At 61.8% G+C, this 21109-nt stretch carries 18 protein-coding genes; 6 read left to right on the top strand and 12 right to left on the bottom strand.

Annotated elements, in window-relative coordinates; genetic code table 11:
• Positions 1 to 137 precede the first annotated feature (137 nt).
• Positions 138 to 1016 (bottom strand): polysaccharide deacetylase, encoded by an 879-nt coding sequence (locus C4J90_RS05330; RefSeq protein ID WP_003234086.1) that lies wholly within the window; start codon positions 1014 to 1016, stop codon positions 138 to 140.
• Positions 1009 to 2358: an amidase gene (locus C4J90_RS05325; protein ID WP_124419360.1), complete on the bottom strand. Its 1350-nt coding sequence runs from the start codon at positions 2356 to 2358 to the stop codon at positions 1009 to 1011. Before C4J90_RS05325 ends, C4J90_RS05330 begins: the two co-directional genes overlap by 8 nt.
• Positions 2359 to 2703: 345 nt before the next feature.
• On the opposite strand from C4J90_RS05325, the gene C4J90_RS05320 reads away from it, so the two are divergent.
• The 5 genes from C4J90_RS05320 to cmoB all read left to right on the top strand — a co-directional run bounded on the left by C4J90_RS05320 (position 2704) and on the right by cmoB (position 8610).
• The gene (locus C4J90_RS05320) at positions 2704 to 3693 is read left to right on the top strand and encodes a GntR family transcriptional regulator (RefSeq protein WP_124413936.1); all 990 of its coding nucleotides are present in this window, start codon (positions 2704 to 2706) and stop codon (positions 3691 to 3693) included.
• Between the two features lie 109 nt (positions 3694 to 3802).
• The gene (gene lon, locus C4J90_RS05315) at positions 3803 to 6220 is read left to right on the top strand and encodes an endopeptidase La (RefSeq protein ID WP_124419359.1); all 2418 of its coding nucleotides are present in this window, start codon (positions 3803 to 3805) and stop codon (positions 6218 to 6220) included.
• 191 nt (positions 6221 to 6411) lie between these two features.
• Positions 6412 to 6801 (top strand): protease inhibitor I42 family protein, encoded by a 390-nt coding sequence (locus C4J90_RS05310; RefSeq protein WP_124419358.1) that lies wholly within the window; start codon positions 6412 to 6414, stop codon positions 6799 to 6801.
• A 112-nt stretch (positions 6802 to 6913) separates the two neighbouring features.
• Positions 6914 to 7657 carry a carboxy-S-adenosyl-L-methionine synthase CmoA gene (gene cmoA, locus C4J90_RS05305; RefSeq protein ID WP_124365955.1) on the top strand — a complete coding sequence of 248 codons (744 nt, stop codon included), beginning with the start codon at positions 6914 to 6916 and terminating at the stop codon, positions 7655 to 7657.
• Complete coding sequence (cmoB, locus tag C4J90_RS05300) at positions 7654 to 8610, top strand: tRNA 5-methoxyuridine(34)/uridine 5-oxyacetic acid(34) synthase CmoB (RefSeq protein ID WP_124419357.1); 957 nt, start codon at positions 7654 to 7656, stop codon at positions 8608 to 8610. Before cmoA ends, cmoB begins: the two co-directional genes overlap by 4 nt.
• Positions 8611 to 8750: 140 nt before the next feature.
• Here the strand turns inward: cmoB and tadA are convergent, their stop codons facing one another.
• The 10 genes from tadA to lptF all read right to left on the bottom strand — a co-directional run bounded on the left by tadA (position 8751) and on the right by lptF (position 19237).
• Positions 8751 to 9245: a tRNA adenosine(34) deaminase TadA gene (gene tadA, locus C4J90_RS05295; RefSeq protein WP_124419356.1), complete on the bottom strand. Its 495-nt coding sequence runs from the start codon at positions 9243 to 9245 to the stop codon at positions 8751 to 8753.
• The gene (locus tag C4J90_RS05290; RefSeq protein ID WP_124419355.1) at positions 9245 to 10627 is read right to left on the bottom strand and encodes a multicopper oxidase family protein; all 1383 of its coding nucleotides are present in this window, start codon (positions 10625 to 10627) and stop codon (positions 9245 to 9247) included. Before C4J90_RS05290 ends, tadA begins: the two co-directional genes overlap by 1 nt.
• 249 nt (positions 10628 to 10876) lie before the next feature.
• Entirely contained in the window at positions 10877 to 11620 is a 744-nt protein-coding gene (pdxJ, locus tag C4J90_RS05285) for a pyridoxine 5'-phosphate synthase (protein ID WP_124413929.1), read from the bottom strand.
• A 51-nt stretch (positions 11621 to 11671) separates the two neighbouring features.
• Positions 11672 to 12361, bottom strand: coding sequence for a DNA repair protein RecO (gene recO, locus C4J90_RS05280; RefSeq protein WP_124361446.1), 690 nt, complete (start codon positions 12359 to 12361; stop codon positions 11672 to 11674).
• A gap of 142 nt (positions 12362 to 12503) precedes the next feature.
• A complete protein-coding gene (era, locus tag C4J90_RS05275; RefSeq protein ID WP_029297473.1) occupies positions 12504 to 13406 on the bottom strand; it encodes a GTPase Era in 903 nt (300 codons plus the stop codon).
• A complete protein-coding gene (rnc, locus tag C4J90_RS05270; RefSeq protein ID WP_003188856.1) occupies positions 13399 to 14088 on the bottom strand; it encodes a ribonuclease III in 690 nt (229 codons plus the stop codon). The genes era and rnc overlap by 8 nt, the downstream gene beginning before the upstream one ends.
• 147 nt (positions 14089 to 14235) lie before the next feature.
• A complete protein-coding gene (gene lepB, locus C4J90_RS05265) occupies positions 14236 to 15090 on the bottom strand; it encodes a signal peptidase I (protein ID WP_124361445.1) in 855 nt (284 codons plus the stop codon).
• Positions 15091 to 15095: 5 nt separating this feature from the next.
• Complete coding sequence (lepA, locus tag C4J90_RS05260) at positions 15096 to 16895, bottom strand: translation elongation factor 4 (protein WP_003210439.1); 1800 nt, start codon at positions 16893 to 16895, stop codon at positions 15096 to 15098.
• A 151-nt stretch (positions 16896 to 17046) separates the two neighbouring features.
• Positions 17047 to 18126 (bottom strand): LPS export ABC transporter permease LptG, encoded by a 1080-nt coding sequence (gene lptG, locus C4J90_RS05255; RefSeq protein ID WP_124419354.1) that lies wholly within the window; start codon positions 18124 to 18126, stop codon positions 17047 to 17049.
• A complete protein-coding gene (gene lptF, locus C4J90_RS05250) occupies positions 18119 to 19237 on the bottom strand; it encodes an LPS export ABC transporter permease LptF (RefSeq protein WP_124361443.1) in 1119 nt (372 codons plus the stop codon). Before lptF ends, lptG begins: the two co-directional genes overlap by 8 nt.
• Positions 19238 to 19519: 282 nt before the next feature.
• Between lptF and C4J90_RS05245 the strand changes: the two genes are divergently transcribed.
• Positions 19520 to 21010 carry a leucyl aminopeptidase gene (locus C4J90_RS05245; RefSeq protein ID WP_124361442.1) on the top strand — a complete coding sequence of 497 codons (1491 nt, stop codon included), beginning with the start codon at positions 19520 to 19522 and terminating at the stop codon, positions 21008 to 21010.
• The last annotated feature ends 99 nt before the right edge of the window (positions 21011 to 21109 follow it).

The following is a 21109-nucleotide window of genomic DNA, read 5'->3' as shown; positions in this document are numbered from 1 at the left end:
GCGAGGCGGGCGGCTAGCCCTTGCTCGCGAAAATCGTCAATGACGACGCGGGCAGTCTGGATGCACGCGGCGCTCATGGGTTCTTCGCGAGCAAGGGCTAGCCGCCCGCCTCGCTCCTACAGGGTTCAGGGTTCGGGTCAGGTGCGGGGTTGACGGCGGATAAAGTCGTCGGCGATTTCATCGAAGGTGACGAAGCGCACGCCGGCATGGCTCTGGATGTGTTCGATCAGACGCTCAAGCATCAGCAGCACTTGCGGGCGGCCGGACACGTCGGGGTGGATGGTCATGGTGAACACCGCGTGTTCATGTTCGCGGTAGACCCAGTCGAACTGGTCGCGCCACATTTCTTCCAGGTGGCGCGGGTTGACGAAGCCGTGGCTGTTGGGGGCTTTCTTGATGAACATCATTGGCGGCAGGTCGTCGAGGTACCAATTGGCCGGGATTTCCACCAGGTCGGTTTCCTCGCCGCGTACCAGGGGCTTCATCCAGGTGTCGGGGTGCTGGCTGTAGTCGATCTTGGTCCAGCTGTCGCCCTTGCGCACGTAGTAGGGGTGAAAGTCGTTGTGCATCAGGCTGTGGTCGTACTTGATGCCTTTTTTCAGCAGCAGCTCGTTGGTGACTTTGCTGAACTCCCACCACGGCGCGACGTACCCGGTGGGGCGCTTGCCGGTGACCTGGGTGATCAGTTCGATGGATTTATCGAGGACGATTTCTTCCTGCTCGGCGGTCATCGCGATGGGGTTTTCGTGACTGTAGCCGTGCACACCGATTTCGTGGCCGGCGTCGGCCACGGCCTTCATCTGCTCGGGAAAGGTTTCCATCGAGTGGCCGGGGATAAACCAGGTGGTGCGCAGGCCGTAGCGCTCGAACAATTTGAGCAGGCGCGGCGCGCCGATTTCACCGGCGAACAGGCCGCGGGAGATGTCGTCCGGCGAGTCTTCACCGCCGTAGGAACCGAGCCAGCCGGCGACGGCGTCAACGTCGACGCCAAATGCACAGAGAATGTCTTTAGCCATGGTGTGTCTCCTTAGGGTTGAGGGCGGTTTCGACCGACAGCGCGGCCCTGAGCAGGCGCGCGTCTTCGCCACTAGGGGCGCTGAGTAGCAGCGCGGTGGGCAGGCCCAGGGCATCGCGGCCGCTGGGCAGGCTGACGCCCGGCATGTCGAGCAGGCTGCCGGGCATGGTCAGGCGCAGAGTCGCCAGGTTAGTGCTGACGAACAATTCGTCGTCGGCCTCCAGCGGCGCCAACGCCGGGGCGACGTGGGCGACGGTCGGGGTGATCAGCAGAGCGCCGTCGAGGTCGTCGCTCAGTTGGTTCTGCAGACGCCTGCGGGCGTCAGTCAGGTGGATCAGTTGGCTGGCTGGCAAGCCGCGCGCGGCTTCGAGGCGGCGGCGTACGCGAGGGTCGAGTTGCTCGGCGTCAGGGCTGTCGAGCAGGGCCTGGTGCAGGGCGAAGGCTTCGAAAGCGCCGAGCCAGCCGTGTTGCCGGATCAGGTCGAGGGCGGCCTGGAAGGCGGCGCAGGGGCGCAGGTCGATCAACGCACCGGCAGCCTTGAGTTGGTCCACCGTGCGCAGCAGGTTATCGCGCACCGCCGGTTCAATGCCTTCCAGCGCGCCTTGCTCGAGCACGAAACGCTGGCCCTTCAGGCTGCGAGCGATATGGGTTTGTGCGCGGCCGTGGAGCAGGTCGTCGATGACCAGGGCATCACGCACGCTGCGGGCCAGCGGGCCGAGGCTGTCAAGGCTGCGGGCCAACGGAAACACGCCGTCGCGGCTGTAGCGGCGGCAGCTACTGCGGTAGCCCACCACGCCATTCAGGGCGGCGGGAATGCGGATCGAGCCAGCGGTGTCGGTGCCCATGGCAATCGGCACAATCCCGGCCGCCACCGCCACGCCCGAACCCGATGAAGAACCGCCGGGAATCCGCGGCTGGTCGCTGCTGTTGGGGTTGTGAGGCGTGCCGAAATGCGGGTTCAGGCCCAGGCCCGAATACGCCAGCTCACTGAGGTTGGTCTTGCCCACGTTGACCATCCCGGCGCGGCACAACAGCCCCACGCTTGGCGCATCAAGCAAAGCGGCCGGCGCCTCGCGGCGATAAGCGGCGCCTGCGGTGGTGATGCTACCGGCCACGTCAAACAAGTCCTTCCAGGCCAGGGGCACGCCGTCGAACACGCTCAGCGGCTGGCCGGCACGCCAGCGCGCGGCGGACGCTTGCGCCTCACGCAAGGCACGCTCGGTGCACAGCGAGATGAACACGCTGGGCGCCGTGCTCGCGCGGGCAAGCGCTTGTTCGAGCACTTGCACCGGGTCGCTGCGACCGGTGGCGAACGCTTCGGCCATTGACGTGGCGTCTGACATGAAGATCACCTCATAAAACGTATATATTTATAAAATGTACGTTTTATAGAGGCAGCTTTCGTGCCAGTCTCTTTGTGTGTTCGAGCTTATGATTTCGGCTTTTCGTCCATAGCCACGGGATAGAGGCTTTTGTAAGAAGCAAAATATTTCGAAGTCAGCGCTGGGCCTGCTCTTCAATGAAATAACGTATCTTTGATGAATAAATACATTTTGGTGCAAAAAAGTAACAGTCCTGCGCCAAAGGCCCCAAAAAAGTGCCACCGACGTGGCGCGGAGTGACAGGCCCATCTATGAGAGAATCCCCGGCCATCGTCACGCCCTAGCACTCATGACCCAGAGAAGCAGATGAAACCAGTGTCCGCCCCGGCATCCCGTTACGCGATGATTCACAAGGTGATGCGTGACGCAATCGTCAACGGCACCGCGCGCCACGGGCTTGTGCTGCTGGAGGCGCCGCTGGCCGAGCTGTTCGGCACCAGCCGCGTGCCGGTGCGCAAGGCGCTGGACCTGCTGCACGATGAGGGCCTGATCTGCCGCTTCAACGGCCGTGGCTACCTGATCAATCCCGAAGGCCTGGCCGTGGAGCCGCTGCGCCTGCCCCTGAGCCACGCACACCTGGGCCTCAACGGCGACGACGAGCTGGTGGACACCCGGCCCCTGGGCGAGCGGATCGTCGAGGAAATCGGTGCGGCGCTGTCCACCTGCATCGCCTTTGGCCATTACCGCCTGGACGAACAAGCCGCCGCCGACCACTACGGCGTCAGCCGCGCCGTGGTCCGCGAAGCGCTGATGCGCCTGCGCGACCGTGGCCTGGTGGAGAAAGAGCCCTACTCCCAATGGTTGGCCGGGCCGTTGACCGCGCGGGAAGTCACCGAAGACTACGAACTGCGCGCCTGCCTGGAACCCGAGGCCTTGCGCCAGAGCGCGCCGGGCCTCGACCGGGAACTCCTCGAAGCCATGTTGCAGCGGGTCACGGCGGCCCAGCAGAACCCGCAATGCAGCCTGGAAGCCATCGAGCAGATCGAAGAGGACTTGCACCAGCGCTGCCTGGCCGGCCTGCAGAACCGCAAGATCGCCGCGCTGATCCGCCAGGGCCAGAGCCCGATGATCATCAGTCGGATTTTCCATCGATTGCTGGGAATCGGCGCCGATCCGGCCATGCTCGCCGAACATCGCCTGATCCTGGAGCTTTTGCTCCATGGCGCTTTCGATGCGGCCGCGCTGAACCTGCGCGAGCACCTGCAACGGGCGCGGCAGCGAATGTTGCAGCGCTTGAAGGTGCTCTCGGTACTGCCCGAGCAGCCATTGCCGGCCTACCTCCACAAAATCAGCTGACCGCGTCGCTGCAGTTACTTTATGTAATATGTTGCTATCTCACCCCTACCATTGAAACCACCGCTGCCCTGCCCCATCTAAGCTGCATACTTCCTTATGCAGGTGCCCCATGAGCGACCAGCAAGACGTCCCTGATTACGACCTGAACGACTACGCCGACCCCGAAAACGCCGAAACTTCGTCCAACACCGGCCTGGCCCTGCCTGGGCAAAACCTGCCGGACAAGGTCTACATCATTCCGATCCACAACCGGCCGTTTTTTCCGGCGCAGGTGTTGCCGGTCATCGTCAATGAAGAACCCTGGGCCGAAACCCTGGAACTGGTGAGCAAATCCGACCACCATTCCCTCGCCCTGTTTTTCATGGATACACCGCCCGAAGACCCGCGCCACTTCGACACCTCTGCCCTGCCGCTGTACGGCACCCTGGTCAAGGTGCACCACGCCAGCCGCGAAAACGGCAAGCTGCAATTCGTGGCCCAAGGCCTGACGCGCGTGCGCATCAAGACCTGGCTCAAGCACCACCGCCCACCGTACCTGGTGGAGGTCGAATACCCGCACCAGCCGAGCGAGCCGACCGACGAGGTCAAGGCCTACGGCATGGCGCTGATCAATGCGATCAAGGAACTGCTGCCGCTCAACCCGCTGTACAGCGAAGAGTTGAAGAACTACCTCAACCGCTTCAGCCCCAACGACCCGTCGCCGCTCACCGACTTCGCCGCCGCGCTGACCTCGGCCACCGGTAACGAGTTGCAGGAAGTGCTCGATTGCGTGCCCATGCTCAAGCGCATGGAAAAAGTTTTGCCGATGCTGCGCAAAGAGGTCGAAGTCGCACGCCTGCAGAAAGAACTCTCCGCCGAAGTGAACCGCAAGATCGGCGAACATCAGCGCGAGTTCTTCCTCAAGGAACAGCTCAAGGTCATCCAGCAAGAGCTGGGCCTGACCAAGGACGACCGCAGCGCCGATGTCGAACAATTCGAGCAGCGACTGGTGGGCAAGTCGCTGCCGGCCCAGGCGCAGAAACGTATCGATGAAGAACTCAACAAGCTGTCGATCCTCGAAACCGGCTCGCCGGAATACGCCGTCACCCGTAACTACCTGGACTGGGCCACCTCAGTACCGTGGGGCGTGTATGGCGAAGACAAACTCGACCTGAAACATGCGCGCAAGGTGTTGGATAAACATCATGCGGGCCTGGATGACATCAAGAGCCGCATCCTCGAGTTCCTCGCGGTAGGCGCCTATAAAGGTGAAGTCGCCGGTTCCATCGTGCTGCTGGTGGGCCCGCCTGGCGTAGGCAAGACCAGCGTCGGTAAATCCATCGCCGAATCCCTGGGGCGGCCGTTCTACCGCTTCAGTGTCGGCGGCATGCGCGACGAGGCCGAGATCAAGGGCCACCGCCGCACCTACATCGGCGCGCTGCCGGGCAAGCTGGTGCAGGCGCTCAAGGATGTGGAAGTGATGAACCCGGTGATCATGCTCGACGAGATCGACAAGATGGGCCAGAGCTTCCAGGGCGACCCGGCCTCGGCGCTGCTTGAAACCCTCGATCCCGAGCAGAACGTCGAATTCCTCGACCACTACCTGGACCTGCGCCTGGACCTGTCCAAGGTGCTGTTCGTGTGCACCGCCAACACCCTGGACTCGATCCCCGGCCCGTTGCTCGACCGCATGGAGGTGATTCGCCTGTCGGGCTACATCACCGAAGAAAAAGTCGCCATCGCCAAGCGCCACCTGTGGCCCAAGCAGCTGGAAAAAGCCGGCGTGGCAAAAACCAGCCTGAGCATCAGCGACGGCGCCCTGCGCGCGTTGATCGATGGCTATGCGCGGGAAGCCGGTGTGCGTCAGTTGGAGAAACAGCTGGGCAAACTGGTGCGCAAGGCGGTGGTCAAGCTGCTGGATGAGCCGAATTCGGTGATCAAGATCGCTAACAAGGACCTGGAAGCCTCCCTGGGCATGCCGGTGTTTCGCAATGAACAAGTGCTGTCGGGCACCGGCGTGATTACCGGCCTGGCCTGGACCAGCATGGGTGGCGCGACCTTGCCGATTGAAGCGACGCGCATCCACACGCTCAATCGCGGCTTCAAGCTCACCGGGCAACTGGGTGACGTGATGAAGGAATCCGCCGAAATCGCCTACAGCTTCATCAGCTCCAACCTGAAGTCGTTTGGCGGTGATCCGAAGTTCTTCGATGAAGCCTTCGTCCATTTGCACGTACCGGAAGGCGCCACGCCAAAAGACGGACCGAGTGCCGGCGTGACCATGGCCAGCGCGCTGCTGTCCCTGGCACGCAACCAGCCGCCGAAAAAAGGCGTGGCGATGACCGGCGAACTGACGTTGACCGGGCATGTGCTGCCGATTGGCGGCGTGCGTGAGAAGGTGATTGCGGCGCGGCGCCAGAAGATTCACGAGTTGATCCTGCCGGAGCCCAACCGTGGCAGTTTTGAAGAGTTGCCGGAGTACTTGAAGGAAGGCATGACGGTGCATTTTGCCAAGCGTTTTGCGGATGTGGCGAAGGTGCTTTTCTGACCGTTATGTAGTGCCTGAACTGGCGCTATCGGGGGCAAGCCCCCTCCCACATTTTGATTTGTGAATGCCTTCAAGTGTGGGAGGGGGGCTTGCCCCCGATGAGGCCAGACCTGCCAACACACCCCCCACCTGTCACACCTTGTCTCATCTTCGGTTATGCTCGCCCTTCGTCGTGTACAACCGGAGCCCCCATGACCGTTGCCCGCCTGTTTCTCCCCTTGAGCCTTGCCCTGCTGGCCGCATGCGCCAGCGCGCCGAAGCAAAACATCAGCGTGGATGACCAGAGTGCCTGCCCGCTCCAGCTCACTTCCGGTCAGAACCTGATCCTCACCCTGCCCAGCAACCCCACCACCGGCTACCGCTGGGCCATCCAGGACTCCGCCGGCGGCGTGTTGCGGGCGCTGAGCCCGGAGGTGTACAGCAGCAGCGAATCCGGCGTGATCGGTGGCGGCGGCCAGTCCACCTGGCGCTTCCAGGCATTTGCCGCCGGGCAAGGCCGTTTGCGCCTGACCTCCCAGCAACCGTGGGAGCCGGAGGCCGAACCCACCCAGACGTTCGACTGCGCCATTACGGTGAACTGACAGGCTGCTCCTTAGCCGCTGCCGGTCCTCGGCTTTCCATCAGACAACCCGCGCATCCGCGGGCCAAGTTGGCTAAAATGCCGGCCTTTCCTTCCTCGTCGCCGGAACAACCGTGAGCAAAGAACCCGATCGCCTATTCGCCCAGCCCCTGCCCCAGGTGCCGGACTTCGCCTTTAACGAAGACGTGGTGCGGGTGTTCCCGGACATGATCAAGCGCTCGGTGCCCGGTTACCCGACCATCGTTGAAAACCTCGGCGTGCTCGCCGCCCAGTTCGCCCAGCCGGGCAGTGTGCTGTATGACCTGGGCTCGTCCTTAGGCGCCGTGACCCAGGCCCTGCGCCGCCATGTGCGTACCGACGGTTGCCGGGTGATCGCGGTGGATAACTCGACGGCGATGGTCGAACGCTGCCGCGAATACCTCAATGGCCAGGATTCGATGTTCCAGGAATTGCTGCCGGTGGAGGTGATCGAGGGCGATATCCTCGCCCTGCACTTCCAGCCGGCCTCGGTAGTCGCGCTGAACTTCACCCTGCAATTCATCGCCCCCGATGAACGCCTGGCGTTGCTCGGGCGCATCCGTCAGTCGCTGCTGCCGGGCGGTGCGCTGATCCTCTCGGAAAAGCTGCGCTTCAACGATGCCCAGGAACAGGCGCTGCTGACCGACCTGCATATCGCGTTCAAACGCGCCAACGGCTACAGCGAGCTGGAAATCGCCCAGAAGCGCAGCGCCATCGAAAACGTCATGAAGCCCGACAGCCTCGAAGAACACCGCGAACGCCTGCTGGCGGCCGGGTTCTCGAAAGTCGTGCCGTGGTTCCAGTGTCTTAACTTTGCCTCGTTGATTGCCTTGCCATGATTGATTTGTCTCCCCTCGCCCGCCATCTGGTCGGCACTCCCTTGGCCGTGTGGGCCCAGGGCCTGCAAGCGCAGCTCGATAGCAAAATGGAAAAAGGCCATGGCGACCTGGAGCGCTGGCAAAGTGCATTGGACGCGCTGCCTAACATCCAGCCCAGCCACGTCGACTTGCTCACAGGCCTGGTGTTGGACACTGAACGCGATGACGCCACCCGTGCGCAAATGCACACCGCGCTGATGGGCCTGAGCCCGTGGCGCAAGGGGCCGTTCCACCTGTTCGGCGTGCATGTGGACACCGAATGGCGCTCGGACTGGAAGTGGTCGCGGGTGGCGCCGCACCTGGATTTGAACGGCAAGCGCATCCTTGATGTGGGCTGCGGCAACGGCTACTACATGTGGCGCATGCTCGGCGCCGGCGCCGACAGCGTGATTGGCGTCGACCCGAACTGGCTGTTCTTCTGCCAGTTCCAGGCGGTGCAGCGGTACCTGTCAGCACCCAGGGCCTGGCACCTGCCATTCCCGTTCGAAGACTTGCCGGCGAACCTTGAAGGCTTCGACACGGTGTTTTCCATGGGCGTGTTCTATCACCGTCGTTCGCCGATCGAACATCTGCTGGCGCTGAAGGACACCCTGGTCAAGGGCGGCGAACTGGTGCTGGAAACCCTGGTGGTGGAAGGCGACCAGCAACAAGTGCTGGTACCGGAAGACCGCTACGCGCAAATGCGTAACGTGTGGTTCCTGCCCTCGGTCCCCGCGTTGATGCTATGGCTGCGCCGCGCCGGTTTCAGTGACGTGCGTTGCGTGGATGTGAGCGTGACCACGGTGGAGGAACAGCGTGGGACCGGGTGGATGAAATACCAATCCCTCAGCGACTTCCTGGATCCGGAAGATCACAGCAAGACGATTGAAGGGCTGCCGGCGCCGATGCGGGCGGTGATCATCGCCAAGAAATAGTCCCGCTCTTCCTGAATAAACAGAGGGCAAAATGTGGGAGGGGGCTTGCCCCCGATAGCAGAGTGTCAGCCACCACATTTATGGCTGATACACCGCTATCGGGGGCAAGCCCCCTCCCACATTTTTATCCTCAGTGTTCTTTAGAGTGGTGGCTTGGCCCGCCGGGCTTTGAAAAACTCACTCAACACCGTTCCGCACTCCTCGGCCAGCACTCCGCCTTCGAACAGCACCTTATGGTTGAGAAACCCCTGGGTAAAAAACTGGCCCTGGCTCTGCACAATCCCGGCCTTGGGCTCCAGCGCGCCATACACCACCCGCGCCACGCGCGAATGCACGATCAGGCCGGCGCACATGCTGCACGGCTCCAACGTCACATACAACGTGCTGCCAACCAGGCGATAGTTGCTGATCGCTTGCGCAGCGGCGCGGATCGCGACCATCTCGGCATGCGCGCTGGGGTCATTGCCGCTGATGGGGCAGTTGAAACCGCGGCCGATGATCTCACCGTTTTGCACCACTACCGCGCCCACCGGCACTTCACCCAGCGCCGCGCCCTGGGCGGCAAGCGCCAGGGCTTCTCGCATGAAGTCCTGGTCGCGGCTGCGGTCGATGATCGCCGGGCGGATCTGGCGCATCACGCCACCTCGATGGCGGCCATCAGGCCGGTTTCCATATGGTCGATCACATGGCAGTGGAACATCCACACGCCCGGGTTATCCGCCACCAACGCCACGCGGGCGCGTTCGTTCTTGCCCAGCAGATAGGTATCGGTGAAATACGGGATGACCTTGTGGCGGTTCGAGGCAATTACCTTGAAGCTCATGCCGTGCAGGTGGATCGGGTGCTGGTACTGGGTCATGTTCTTCAATTCGAAAATATAGCTTTTGCCCTTCTCCAACTTGGCGATCGGGCGGTCGGCGCAGGTTTTGTCGGTAATGTCCCAGGCCTGGCCGTTGATTTGCCACAAGCTCGGTGGCTTGCCGTTGTCGACGTTGACCGACACCGAGCCGACCCACTCGAAATTGAAGTTGAGTTTTTCCGCATTGGCCAGGTCCGGTTCGGCAACCGGGTTGGGCGGCAATGCGGGCGGCCATTCGCTCGGCGCGTCGGTATTGGCCACCGAGCGGAACGTACCCAGACGCACCGGGCCGTTGCGGATCGACAGCTCTTCGCCCGCCGGCGGCGCCTTGATGGCCAAGCAAATACGCATCCCAGGGCCCAGCCAGTATTCCTTGCCCAGCGGGCGCGGCTCGATGGGGTTGCCGTCCAGCGCGTAGATCTGCGCTTCGACATCCGGGATGTTGAGGCGATAAGTCAGGGTGTTGTCGAGGTTGAGCAGGCGCACGCGGGTGATCTGCCCGGCCGGCAGGTCGATCACCGCCTGGGCCACGCCGTTGATGGTGGACAACCGCCCTGCCGTACCGCCACGCGCCGCCTCGCGGGGAATACTGAACGCCACGAAGGCGCCCTCTTCGTCCACGTGCCAGCTTTTCAGGCTGAGGGTGCGCTCGTGCTTGAAGCCGGTGGGCTCACGCTCTTCGATGATCAACGGCCCGACCAGGCCACGGCCGAGTTCTTCGCTGCTGTTCACATGGGGGTGGTACCAGTAGCTGCCGGCGTCGGGCACGCGGAACTTGTAATCGAAGTATTCCCCTGGCAATACCGGCAATTGCGAGACGTAGGGCACGCCGTCCATTTCCAGCGGCAGGCGGATGCCATGCCAGTGGATGGTGGTGGCGACCGGCAGGTGGTTGATAAAGCGCACCCGCAGCCATTCGCCCTGGCGTACGCGCAGCTCAGTGCCCGGCGCAGAAGGGCCGAACGCCCAGGCTTGGGTGGTGTGGCCCGGCACCAGTTCCACATCGAGCGGCGCGGCGATCAGTTGGTAGTCGCTTCCTGCGTTGGCATCGACAACCTTGCCCAGCCAGTAGCGGTAGGCGCCACCGGCGCCCACACCAACGACTGCCAGGCCGGCAAGGCCACCGAGGATCTGTCGACGGGAAAACGATTGGGACACAACAACCTCACGTAGCTGTCGCAGGCCGGGGCCCGCAAAGGGCAGATACGATACACCTGCGCGGGCTAAACAGTAAGGGTTCGCATTGCCGCATGGTGCAATTCTACAATTCACTGGGGTCCCAATGTGGGAGGGGGCTTGCTCCCGATAGCGGTGGATCAGTCAATATATGTACTGACTGACACCCTGCTATCGGGAGCAAGCCCCCTCCCACATTTTGATCTGCATTGGCTTCTATAGCGTGTTCGCTCAGGTCCTGGCAGCCGCCAGAATCAGCGCCTTCATCTCGGCCACGGCGCCTTTGAACCCGACGAACAGCGCGTGAGCCACCAGCGCATGCCCGATGTTCAGTTCGTTGATGCCCTTGATCGCGGCCACGGCTTCGACGTTGTGGTAGTGCAGGCCATGGCCGGCGTTGACGATCAGGCCTTCAGTGAGGCCGCAGTTCACACCGTCGATGATGCGTTGCAGCTCCTCGGCCACTTCGGTCGGCGTGGTGGCATCGGCGTAGCGACCGGTGTGCAGCTCGATCGCTGGCGCGCCGACGCGGCGCGAGGCTTCGATCTGGCGCTCGTCAGCATCGATGAACAATGACACTTCGCTGCCGATCTTCGACAGGCGCTCCACCGCTGCCTTGATCCGCGCTTCCTGGCCGGCCACGTCGAGACCGCCTTCGGTGGTCAGTTCCTGGCGGGTTTCCGGCACCAGGCAAATGTGCGCCGGGCGGATGCGCTCGGCGAACGCCATCATTTCCTCGGTGACGCCCATTTCGAAGTTCATGCGGGTCTGCAGCACGTCCTTGAGCAGCAACACGTCGCGCTCCTGGATGTGGCGGCGGTCTTCGCGCAGGTGCACGGTGATGCCGTCGGCGCCCGCTTCTTCCGCGTCCAGCGCAGCCTTGACCGGGTCAGGGTAACGGGTGCCCCGGGCCTGGCGCAGGGTGGCGACGTGGTCGATGTTGACGCCAAGAAGAATGCGATTGCTGGTGCTCACGGAAGCGCTCCTGAAAAGGGAAAGAATCGGTGCACAGCATACACGGGGATGTCAGGGCTTTCGAAACAACTCGCGACTGACCAGCGGCCGTCCGCCCAGGTGCACGGCCAGGGCCTGGCGCATCAGGCGCTTGGCGGCGGACAAGGCGCCGGGGGCAGTCCAGTCCGCTTCGCTCATCGCCAGCAGTTCGGTGCCCTGGAACAGACCGGGTTGCAACAAGTACACACGCTCAAGGCCTGCGTCTACTTGCAGGCGGTACATGCCGTCGGCGGCGACGGGATCACCGTGCAGGTCGTTGTGCAGTTCAAAACCGTAGCCCAGGTCATCCAGCAGGCGCCATTCAAAGGCGCGCAACAGCGGCTCCAAAGGACGGCCTTCAGCGAGGGCGAGCAAGGTGGCGGCGTAGTGATCGAAGACCGCCGGGTGCGGGTCTTCGGCGGGCAACAGGCGGATCAGCAGCTCATTGAGATAGAGCCCGCTGAACAGCGCATCACCATTGAGCCAGGCAGAGGTGCCAACGCTTTCCAGGCGGCCCACGTTCTTCAACTCGCCCTTGCCACGAAACTCCACGTCCAGCGCCACGAAGGGCCGCGCCAGCGTACCGGCCTTGCCCCGCGCACTGCGCAAAACCGCGCGCAAGCGACCTTGAGGCGTGAGGAAGTCCACCAGCGCGCTGGTCTCACGGTAGGCGCGGCTATGCAGGACGTAGGCGAGCTGGCTGGGGGGTGGGGTTGGGGACATGGGTTCTCGATCTTGAAAACAACATAAACCTAATGTGGGAGGGGGCTTGCTCCCGATGGCAGTAGGTCAGTCACTTATTTGTTAACTGACCCACCGCTATCGGGAGCAAGCCCCCTCCCACATTTTCAGCCCTGCGGTGTGCTTAGAGGTCGCCGTAGCCGAGGGAGCGCAACGCACGCTCATCATCAGACCAGCCACCCTTAACCTTCACCCACAGGTTAAGCATGATCTTGGAATCGAACAGCAATTCCATGTCCTTGCGCGCCTCGGTGCCGATGCGCTTGATGCGCTCGCCCTTGTCGCCAATGATGATTTTCTTCTGGCCGTCACGCTCAACGAGGATCAAGGCATGAATGTGCAGGGTTTTGCCCTGCTGCTTGAACTCTTCGATTTCAACGGTGATCTGGTACGGCAGCTCGGCGCCCATCTGGCGCATGATTTTCTCGCGCACCAGTTCGGCGGCGAGGAAGCGGCTGCTGCGGTCGGTGATCTGATCTTCCGGGAAGAAATGCTCGTTCTCCGGCAGGTAGCCGGCAATCACGCGTTCCAGGGCTTCGAGGTTGTGGCCGTGCTGCGCCGAGATCGGCATGATCTGGGCGTTTGGCAGTTGCTCCTGCAGCCAGCTCAGGTGCGGCATCAGCTCGGCTTTGTCTTCAATGCGGTCGGTCTTGTTCAGCGCGACGATCAAGGGGCCGGTGACGTACTGCACACGCTCGAGGACCATCTGGTCTTCGTCGGTCCACTTGGTGCGGTCAACCACGAAGATCACCACGTCGACGTCTTTCAACGCCGCCGAAGCGGTCTTGTTCATGTAGCGGTTAAGCGCTTTTTCGCCGCCTTTGTGCATGCCAGGGGTATCCACATAGACCGCTTGCACGTTGCCTTCGGTCTTGATGCCCAGCATGTTGTGGCGGGTGGTCTGCGGCTTGCGCGAGGTGATCGCGAGCTTCTGGCCGAGGATGTGGTTCAGCAGCGTGGACTTGCCCACGTTCGGGCGGCCGACGATGGCAACATAGCCACAGCGTGTTGCGGTTGAATCAGTCATGGCCATTCTCCACGCCCAGGGCAATCAGTGCTGCAGCGGCCGCTACCTGTTCGGCAATACGACGGCTCACACCCTGACCTCGGCTTTTTTCGTTCAGTAAGGTGATTTCACATTCCACGAAGAACACGCGGCAATGCGGCTCACCCTGGATATCCACCACTTCGTAGCGTGGCAGTTCGCAACCGCGCGATTGCAGGTATTCCTGCAGGCGGGTCTTGGGATCTTTGTTGGTGTCGACCAGCGTCAGGCTCTCGATTTCCGACGCCAACCAGGCGACCACGCGCTCCTTGGCCGTTTCCATCCCGGCATCGAGGTAGATCGCACCGATCAATGCTTCCAGGGCATCAGCCAGGATCGACTCGCGCCGGAAACCGCCGCTTTTCAATTCACCGGAGCCCAGCCGCAGGTACTCGCCCAGGCCGAAACCTCGGGCCAGCACGGCCAGGGTCTCGCCCTTCACAAGGCGTGCACGCAGGCGCGAAAGCTGGCCTTCACGGGCCTGGGGAAAACGCTCGAAGAGCGCCTCACCGGCGGCGAAGTTGAGGATGGCGTCACCGAGGAATTCCAGGCGCTCGTTATTGCGCCCTGCAAAGCTGCGGTGTGTGAGGGCAAGGACCATCAATTCCTGGTCCTTGAAGGTGTAGCCGAGCTGACGCTCGAGACGACTGAGAGAAACGGTCACGGTTTATCCATATCTAGTTGGTGGCACCGGCGGCCATCGACGATTGACGCAGTGTTCAAATTCAAATCCTGATGGGTGCTACGGGGCATCGGAAAATGTCCAAGCCCCAGAAAAGCATTCGGCGCTGTGTTCACAGCGCCGCTTGTATTACTTGATCAGCCCTACCCGCGAGAAGTTCGGCAGGTGGCTGAGCTTGGGTTCCGGCCAACTCATCCAGACCGCGAAGGCTTTGCCGACAATATTCTCGTCGGGCACCATGCCCAGCAGATCCTTGGGAATAGTGGGGTCGTCCCAGTAGCGGCTGTCATTGGAGTTGTCGCGGTTGTCGCCCATCATGAAATAGTGCCCGGCAGGCACTTTCCACTGGCCATCGGGCATCGCGCGGTAGCGGCTCATTTCCTTGCGGATCTGGTGCTCTACCGTACCGAGTTTTTCCTGGTACAGCTCGGCGCTGCCCAAGGTATTCGGCTCGGCGCCCAGCAGTTTCTCGGCCACTGACTCACCGTTGACGAACAGGCGCTTGTCACTGGTGTAGCGGATCACGTCGCCCGGCAGGCCGACCACCCGCTTGATGTAGTTGACGTTCGGGTCGCTTGGGTAGCGGAACACCATCACATCACCGCGCTGGGGGTCACCGACTTCGATGACCTTCTTGTCGATCACCGGCAAGCGGATCCCATAGGAAAACTTGTTCACCAGGATGAAGTCGCCCACGTCCAGGGTAGGTTTCATCGACCCCGACGGGATCTGGAACGGCTCCACCAGGAACGAACGCAGCACCAGCACGATGAACAACACCGGGAAGAACGACTTGCCGTATTCAACCAGCAAGGGCTCCTTGTTCAGCTTCTCGACCACCACCGCATCAGGCTGGCTGACGCTGCCCTGATAGGAGGCGATAGCCGCCCGCCGACGCGGGGCGAAGAACACCAGATCGAGCAACGCCAGGAGGCCGCAAACGGCGACGGCGATGACCAGCAACAGCGGGAAATTTAGTGACATAGGACCTAACTATCCAACCTGAGCACCGCAAGGAAGGCTTCTTGTGGAATTTCCACGTTGCCCACTTGCTTCATGCGTTTTTTACCGGCCTTTTGCTTCTCAAGCAGCTTGCGCTTACGGCTTACGTCACCGCCGTAGCATTTGGCCAGTACGTTCTTTCTGAGTGCCTTGACGGAGGTCCGCGCAATGATCTGCCCGCCGATGGCGGCCTGGATCGCGACGTCGAACATCTGGCGCGGAATCAGTTCTTTCATCTTCTCGGTCAACTGGCGACCTTTGTAGTGCGCATTGTCCTTGTGCACGATCAGTGCCAGGGCATCGACCTTGTCGCCGTTGATCAGCACATCCAGTTTCACCAGATTAGCCGATTGGTAACGATCGAAATGGTAATCCAGCGAAGCATAGCCGCGGCTGGTGGATTTGAGACGGTCGAAGAAGTCCAGGACCACTTCGTTCATCGGCAAATCGTAGGTCACTTGCACCTGGGTACCGAGGAACAACATGTCGTGCTGCACGCCACGTTTTTCGATACACAGAGTGATGACGTTGCCCAGGTGCTCCTGCGGAACCAGGATATTGGCCCGCACGATCGGCTCGCGCATGTCTTCGATGGAAGACAGATCCGGAAGCTTGGACGGGTTGTCGACGTAAATCGTTTCACCGGTTTTCAGCGCCAGCTCAAAAATAACCGTCGGCGCGGTGGTGATCAGGTCCAGGTCGTATTCGCGCTCCAGGCGCTCCTGGATGATCTCCATGTGCAGCATGCCCAGGAACCCGCAACGGAAGCCGAAGCCCAGGGCGTCGGAGCTTTCCGGGGTGTACTGCAGGGACGAGTCGTTGAGGGTCAGCTTCTGCAGGGCTTCGCGGAAGTCTTCAAAGTCGTCGGAGCTGACCGGGAACAGGCCGGCGTAGACTTGCGGCTGGATGCGTTTGAAGCCCGGCAGCACGTCGACATCGGGGGTGGAACTCAAGGTCAGGGTGTCGCCTACCGGCGCCCCGTGAATGTCCTTGATACCGGCGATGATGAAGCCCACTTCACCGGCTTTCAGGTCCGTGGTGGCGGTGTGCTTGGGGTTGAACACACCGACGCTGTCCACCAGGTGGATCTTGCCGGTGGATTTGACCAGGATCTTGTCGCCTTTCTTCACGCGGCCGTGGCGTACGCGCACCAGGGACACGACGCCCAGGTAGTTGTCGAACCAGGAATCGATGATCAACGCCTGCAGCGGATCTTCGTAGTTACCGGTAGGGGCCGGGATGGTCTTGACCAGGCGCTCGAGCACTTCGTCGACGCCAAGGCCGGTCTTGGCGCTGCACTCGACGGCGTCGGTGGCGTCAATGCCGATGATTTTTTCGATTTCTTCTTTTACGCGGTCCGGATCAGCCTGGGGCAGGTCGATCTTGTTCAGCACCGGCATGACCTCAAGGCCCTGCTCGATGGCGGTATAGCAGTTGGCTACGGACTGAGCCTCGACGCCCTGGCCGGCGTCGACCACCAGCAAGGCACCTTCACAGGCCGCCAGCGAGCGGCTGACTTCGTAGGTGAAGTCAACGTGGCCGGGGGTGTCAATGAAGTTCAGCTGGTACTTGATGCCGTCTTTGGCGGTGTAGTACAGGGTGACGCTATGGGCCTTGATGGTGATCCCGCGTTCACGCTCGAGGTCCATGGAGTCCAGGACCTGGGCTTCCATTTCACGCTCGGCAAGGCCGCCGCACATCTGGATGAATCGATCGGCCAGCGTCGACTTGCCATGGTCAATGTGGGCGATGATGGAGAAATTGCGGATATGACTCAAATCACTCACGGATCAACACTCAAAAAGGCTGCAGGCAGATTGCCCGCTGAAAAATAGCCGGGAATTGTACCTGATGCTCAGGCCAGACGTCATCTTTGCTGACCAGAACAAAAATGCCCCGCTGGTATAAGCGGGGCATTTTTTATGCATAAGCGCGCAATCAACCGGCTCGGCGCAACAACCAGAACCCGGCCACGGCGCAGATAAACGTCGGCACCAGCACCGCAAACAGCGGCGAGAAGCCAAATACCAGGCTCGACGGCCCCAGCAGGTCCTGGGCGATGCGGAAGGTGAAGCCCACCAGCACGCCGGTGAATACCCGCTGGCCGAGGGTCACGGAACGCAACGGGCCGAAGATAAAGGAGATCGCCATCAATACCAGCGCGGCGGTGACCACCGGCTGCAGCACCTTGACCCAGAACGCCAGCCAGTAGCGACCATTGTTCAGGCCCTGGTCCTTGAGGTAGTGGATATAGCTCCACAGCCCCGAGATCGGCAGGGTTTCCGGGACCATGATCACGGTATTGAGCAGTTCCGGCTTGAGCGCGATGTCCCATGCCTGGGTGGGCTCATTGAGCACTTCGGTACTGGCCTTGATGCCTTGGCCCACGTTATGGAAGAGCGTGGTGGTGACGTCGCTCAGTTGCCATTTTTCACCGTCATACTGCGCGCGCTTGGCGAAACTGGAGCTGAGCATGTGCCGCTCCTTGTCGAACGTGTAGCGCGTCACGCCGATCAACAGCCCACCTGGCTGCACGGCGTTGATGTGGATGAACTGGTCACCCTGGCGGTGCCACAGGCCGTGCTTGGAACTTTGCGCATCGCCCGAACCCTGGGCCAGGGCGCGATTGGCCTGGGCGGTGGCTTCGGACGGTGGCGCGACGTATTCGCCGATCAGCACGCTGCACGCCATCAGCAGCAGCATTGGCTTCATCACAGCCCAGACGATACGCCCGATGGATACGCCCGCCGCGCGCATGATGGTCAATTCGCTGTTGCTGGCCAGGGTGCCCAGGCCGATCAGGCAGCCGATCAGGCCGGCCATCGGCATCATGTCGTAGAGACGACGCGGCGCGGTCAGCGCCACGAAGCTCAGTACGTCGGTGACCGTATAGGTATCGGTGACGTTGCCCACTTCATCGATGAACGCAAACAGCGAGGCCAGGCCCAGGATAATGCCCAATACCGCCAGGATGGCGATCAGTACGCTGCTACCAATGTAGCGATCGAGCTTAGCCACGAGCCAACTCCTTCAGGCCACGACGGCTCTTCATTTTCAAACGGATAGGCTCCCAGTAGAGAAGCCCCAGGCCGATTACCAGGAAAATCCCGTGGACCCACCACAGGCCCAGGGCGGGCGCAATCTTGCCCTTTTCCAGGGAGCCACGGGCGGAAATCAGGATGGTCAGGTACGCCATATACAGCAGGATCGCCGGCAGCAGCTTGAGGAAACGGCCCTGACGCGGGTTGACGCGCGACAGCGGCACGGCCATCAAGGTCACGATGAATACCAGCAGCGGCAGCGACAGGCGCCATTGCAGCTCGGCGATCGAGCGCAGCTCCTGGCTACCGAACAGTGATGCGGTCGGGAGCGCATCGCGGTCGGTGACCTCGTCGCTGATCTCGGGTTTGGGCAGCATGACGCCGTAGGTGTCGTACTTGATCACGCGGTAATCGGCCAACCCCGGGCTGCCATCGTAGCGATAGCCGTTGTCCAGGATCAGGTAGCGGCTGCCGTCGGGGCGCACTTCCTGGCGGCCGCCGTCGGCCACCAGGATCGAGATGCCCCGGTCTTTCTGGTCCTTGCCGAGGTTTTTCTGGGAAATGAACACGCCGCTCAGGTTGGAACGGTCTTCGGTCATTTCTTCGGTATAGGTCACGCGCGTGCCGTCGTTGAGCGCCTGGAAGCGCCCGGGTTCGAGGGTGTCGAACTCGGTCATCGCGTCCTGCTTGTTCAGCAACAACTGAAACTGCATGGCCCCCTGAGGCGCCAGGCTCAGGCTCAACCAGGCCACCAACAGGGCAACGCCGGCGGCCGGCACCATGGTCATGGCCAGCAGGCGCTGCTGGCTCATGCCAGTGGCCGACAGCACGGTCATCTCGCTTTCGAGATATAGCCGGCCATATGCCAGCAGGATGCCAAGGAACAGGCCGAGCGGCAGGATCAGTTGCAAGAAGCCCGGCAGGCGAAAGCCCATGATCAGGAACAAAGAGCCCGGATCCAGGGCGCCCGAGGCGGCCTGCGCAAGGAATTTGACGAAACGACCACTCATGATGATGACCAGCAATACCGCACTCACGGCACTCAGGGTCAACAGGACTTCGCGGGATAGATAACGGAAGACGATCAAACCAGACACTCCAGGGTTGTCAGGCTAAGGCGGCCAAACAAGCAAGCATACCGAGTCGACCCGTTTGCGCGGGCCGGCTAAAAAGATGGCGCATTATCCTGTGATTGACCGCGCCTGTCACTGCGCAACCTCATGCGCACGCACAAAGCGTGCTTCGAGGGTTGTCAGGCTCCGCCGGCGAGGTTCAAACTGCGGCCTTTGTCGCTGGCGGTTTACAAGGCTGCCACGCTTTAAAGCCTGGGTACACATGCCAGGCTCACCGACCTTATAAGGGACCCGAAAATGGAATTGGTTGTAAAAAGCGTTAGCCCCGAAACGTTGAAAACCGCCACCCTCGTGGTCGCTGTCGGCGAAGGCCGCAAACTCGGCGTTGCCGCCAAGCAACTCGATGAACTGAGCGGCGGCGCCATCAGCGCCGTGCTCAAGCGCGGCGACCTGGCCGGCAAAGTCGGCCAGAGCCTGCTGCTGCAAAGCTTGCCGAACCTCAAGGCTGAGCGCGTATTGCTGGTGGGCGTGGGCAAAGACGCCGAGCTGGGCGACCGTCCATTCCGCAAGATCATCAGCGCCGTCCTCACCACCCTTAAAGGCCTGGGCGGCAGCGATGCGGCACTGGCACTCGATGAAATCGTCGTAAAAGGCCGTGACAGCTACGGCAAGACCCGTCTGCTGGCCGAAAGTCTGGTGGACGGCGGCTACGTTTTCGACCAGTTCAAGAGCCAGAAAGCCGAACCGCGCGCGCTGAAAAAAATCACCCTGCTGACCATCAAGGCTGCCCAGGCTGAAGTCGAGCGCGCCGTCACTCATGCAACGGCTATCGCCAACGGTATGTCGTTCACCCGCGACCTGGGCAACCTGCCGCCGAACATCTGCCACCCGACTTATCTGGGCGAGCAAGCCAAGGCGTTGGGCAAAGAGTTCAAAGCCCTCAAGGTCGAAGTGCTTGATGAGAAAAAGATCAAGGACCTGGGCATGGGTTCGTTCTATGCCGTGGGCCAGGGCAGCGACCAGCCGCCACGCCTGATCGTGATGCAGTACAACGGCGGCAAGAAGTCCGAGAAGCCGTATGCGCTGGTCGGCAAGGGCATCACCTTCGACACCGGCGGCATCAGCCTCAAACCGGGCGCCGGCATGGATGAGATGAAATACGACATGGGCGGCGCCGCCAGCGTGTTCGGCACCCTGCGCGCCGTGCTGGAACTCAAGCTGCCGATTAACCTGGTGTGCATCCTGGCCTGCGCCGAGAACATGCCGAGCGGCGGTGCTGCCCGCCCAGGCGATATCGTCACGACCATGAGCGGCCAGACCGTGGAAATCCTCAACACCGACGCCGAAGGCCGCCTGGTGCTGTGCGACGCGCTGACCTACGCCGAACGCTTCAAGCCGCAAGCGGTGATCGACATCGCCACCCTGACCGGTGCCTGCGTGGTTGCCCTGGGCGCCCACACATCGGGCCTGCTGGGCAATAACGACGAGCTGATCGAGCAATTGCTCAGCGCCGGCAAGGCCGCCGACGACCGCGCCTGGCAACTGCCGCTGTTCGACGAGTACCAGGAGCAACTGGACAGCCCGTTCGCCGACATCGCCAACATTGGCGGGCCGAAAGCCGGCACCATCACCGCCGCGTGCTTCCTGTCGCGGTTTGCCAAGAACTTCAACTGGGCGCACCTGGACATCGCCGGCACGGCATGGACCAGCGGCGGCAAGGACAAGGGCGCCACTGGCCGTCCGGTACCCCTGCTGACCCAGTACTTGCTGGACCGCGCCAAGGCCTAAACACCTGCCCACTGCCTGCCACCGTCAACTGTAGGAGCGAGCTTGCTCGCGAAGAGCGCCAACGATAACGCGTTCATCCTGGATGAACGCATTGTTCTC

Origin of the sequence: Pseudomonas sp. R2-60-08W, from assembly GCF_003852335.1 — a bacterium.
Classification (GTDB): domain Bacteria; phylum Pseudomonadota; class Gammaproteobacteria; order Pseudomonadales; family Pseudomonadaceae; genus Aquipseudomonas.
Note: the sequence above shows the minus strand (reverse complement) of the source record. Positions and strands in the feature narration are given on the sequence as shown.

Coding starts and splice junctions, on each gene's coding strand:
- C4J90_RS05245 (WP_124361442.1), top strand. CDS start 19,520: ATGGAATTGGTTGTAAAAAGCGTTAGCCCCGAAACGTTGAAAACCGCC.
- C4J90_RS05325 (WP_124419360.1), bottom strand. CDS start 2,358: ATGTCAGACGCCACGTCAATGGCCGAAGCGTTCGCCACCGGTCGCAGC.
- C4J90_RS05330 (WP_003234086.1), bottom strand. CDS start 1,016: ATGGCTAAAGACATTCTCTGTGCATTTGGCGTCGACGTTGACGCCGTC.
- C4J90_RS05310 (WP_124419358.1), top strand. CDS start 6,412: ATGACCGTTGCCCGCCTGTTTCTCCCCTTGAGCCTTGCCCTGCTGGCC.
- era (WP_029297473.1), bottom strand. CDS start 13,406: ATGACTGATTCAACCGCAACACGCTGTGGCTATGTTGCCATCGTCGGC.
- lon (WP_124419359.1), top strand. CDS start 3,803: ATGAGCGACCAGCAAGACGTCCCTGATTACGACCTGAACGACTACGCC.
- C4J90_RS05320 (WP_124413936.1), top strand. CDS start 2,704: ATGAAACCAGTGTCCGCCCCGGCATCCCGTTACGCGATGATTCACAAG.
- recO (WP_124361446.1), bottom strand. CDS start 12,361: ATGTCCCCAACCCCACCCCCCAGCCAGCTCGCCTACGTCCTGCATAGC.
- cmoB (WP_124419357.1), top strand. CDS start 7,654: ATGATTGATTTGTCTCCCCTCGCCCGCCATCTGGTCGGCACTCCCTTG.
- tadA (WP_124419356.1), bottom strand. CDS start 9,245: ATGCGCCAGATCCGCCCGGCGATCATCGACCGCAGCCGCGACCAGGAC.
- lepB (WP_124361445.1), bottom strand. CDS start 15,090: ATGTCACTAAATTTCCCGCTGTTGCTGGTCATCGCCGTCGCCGTTTGC.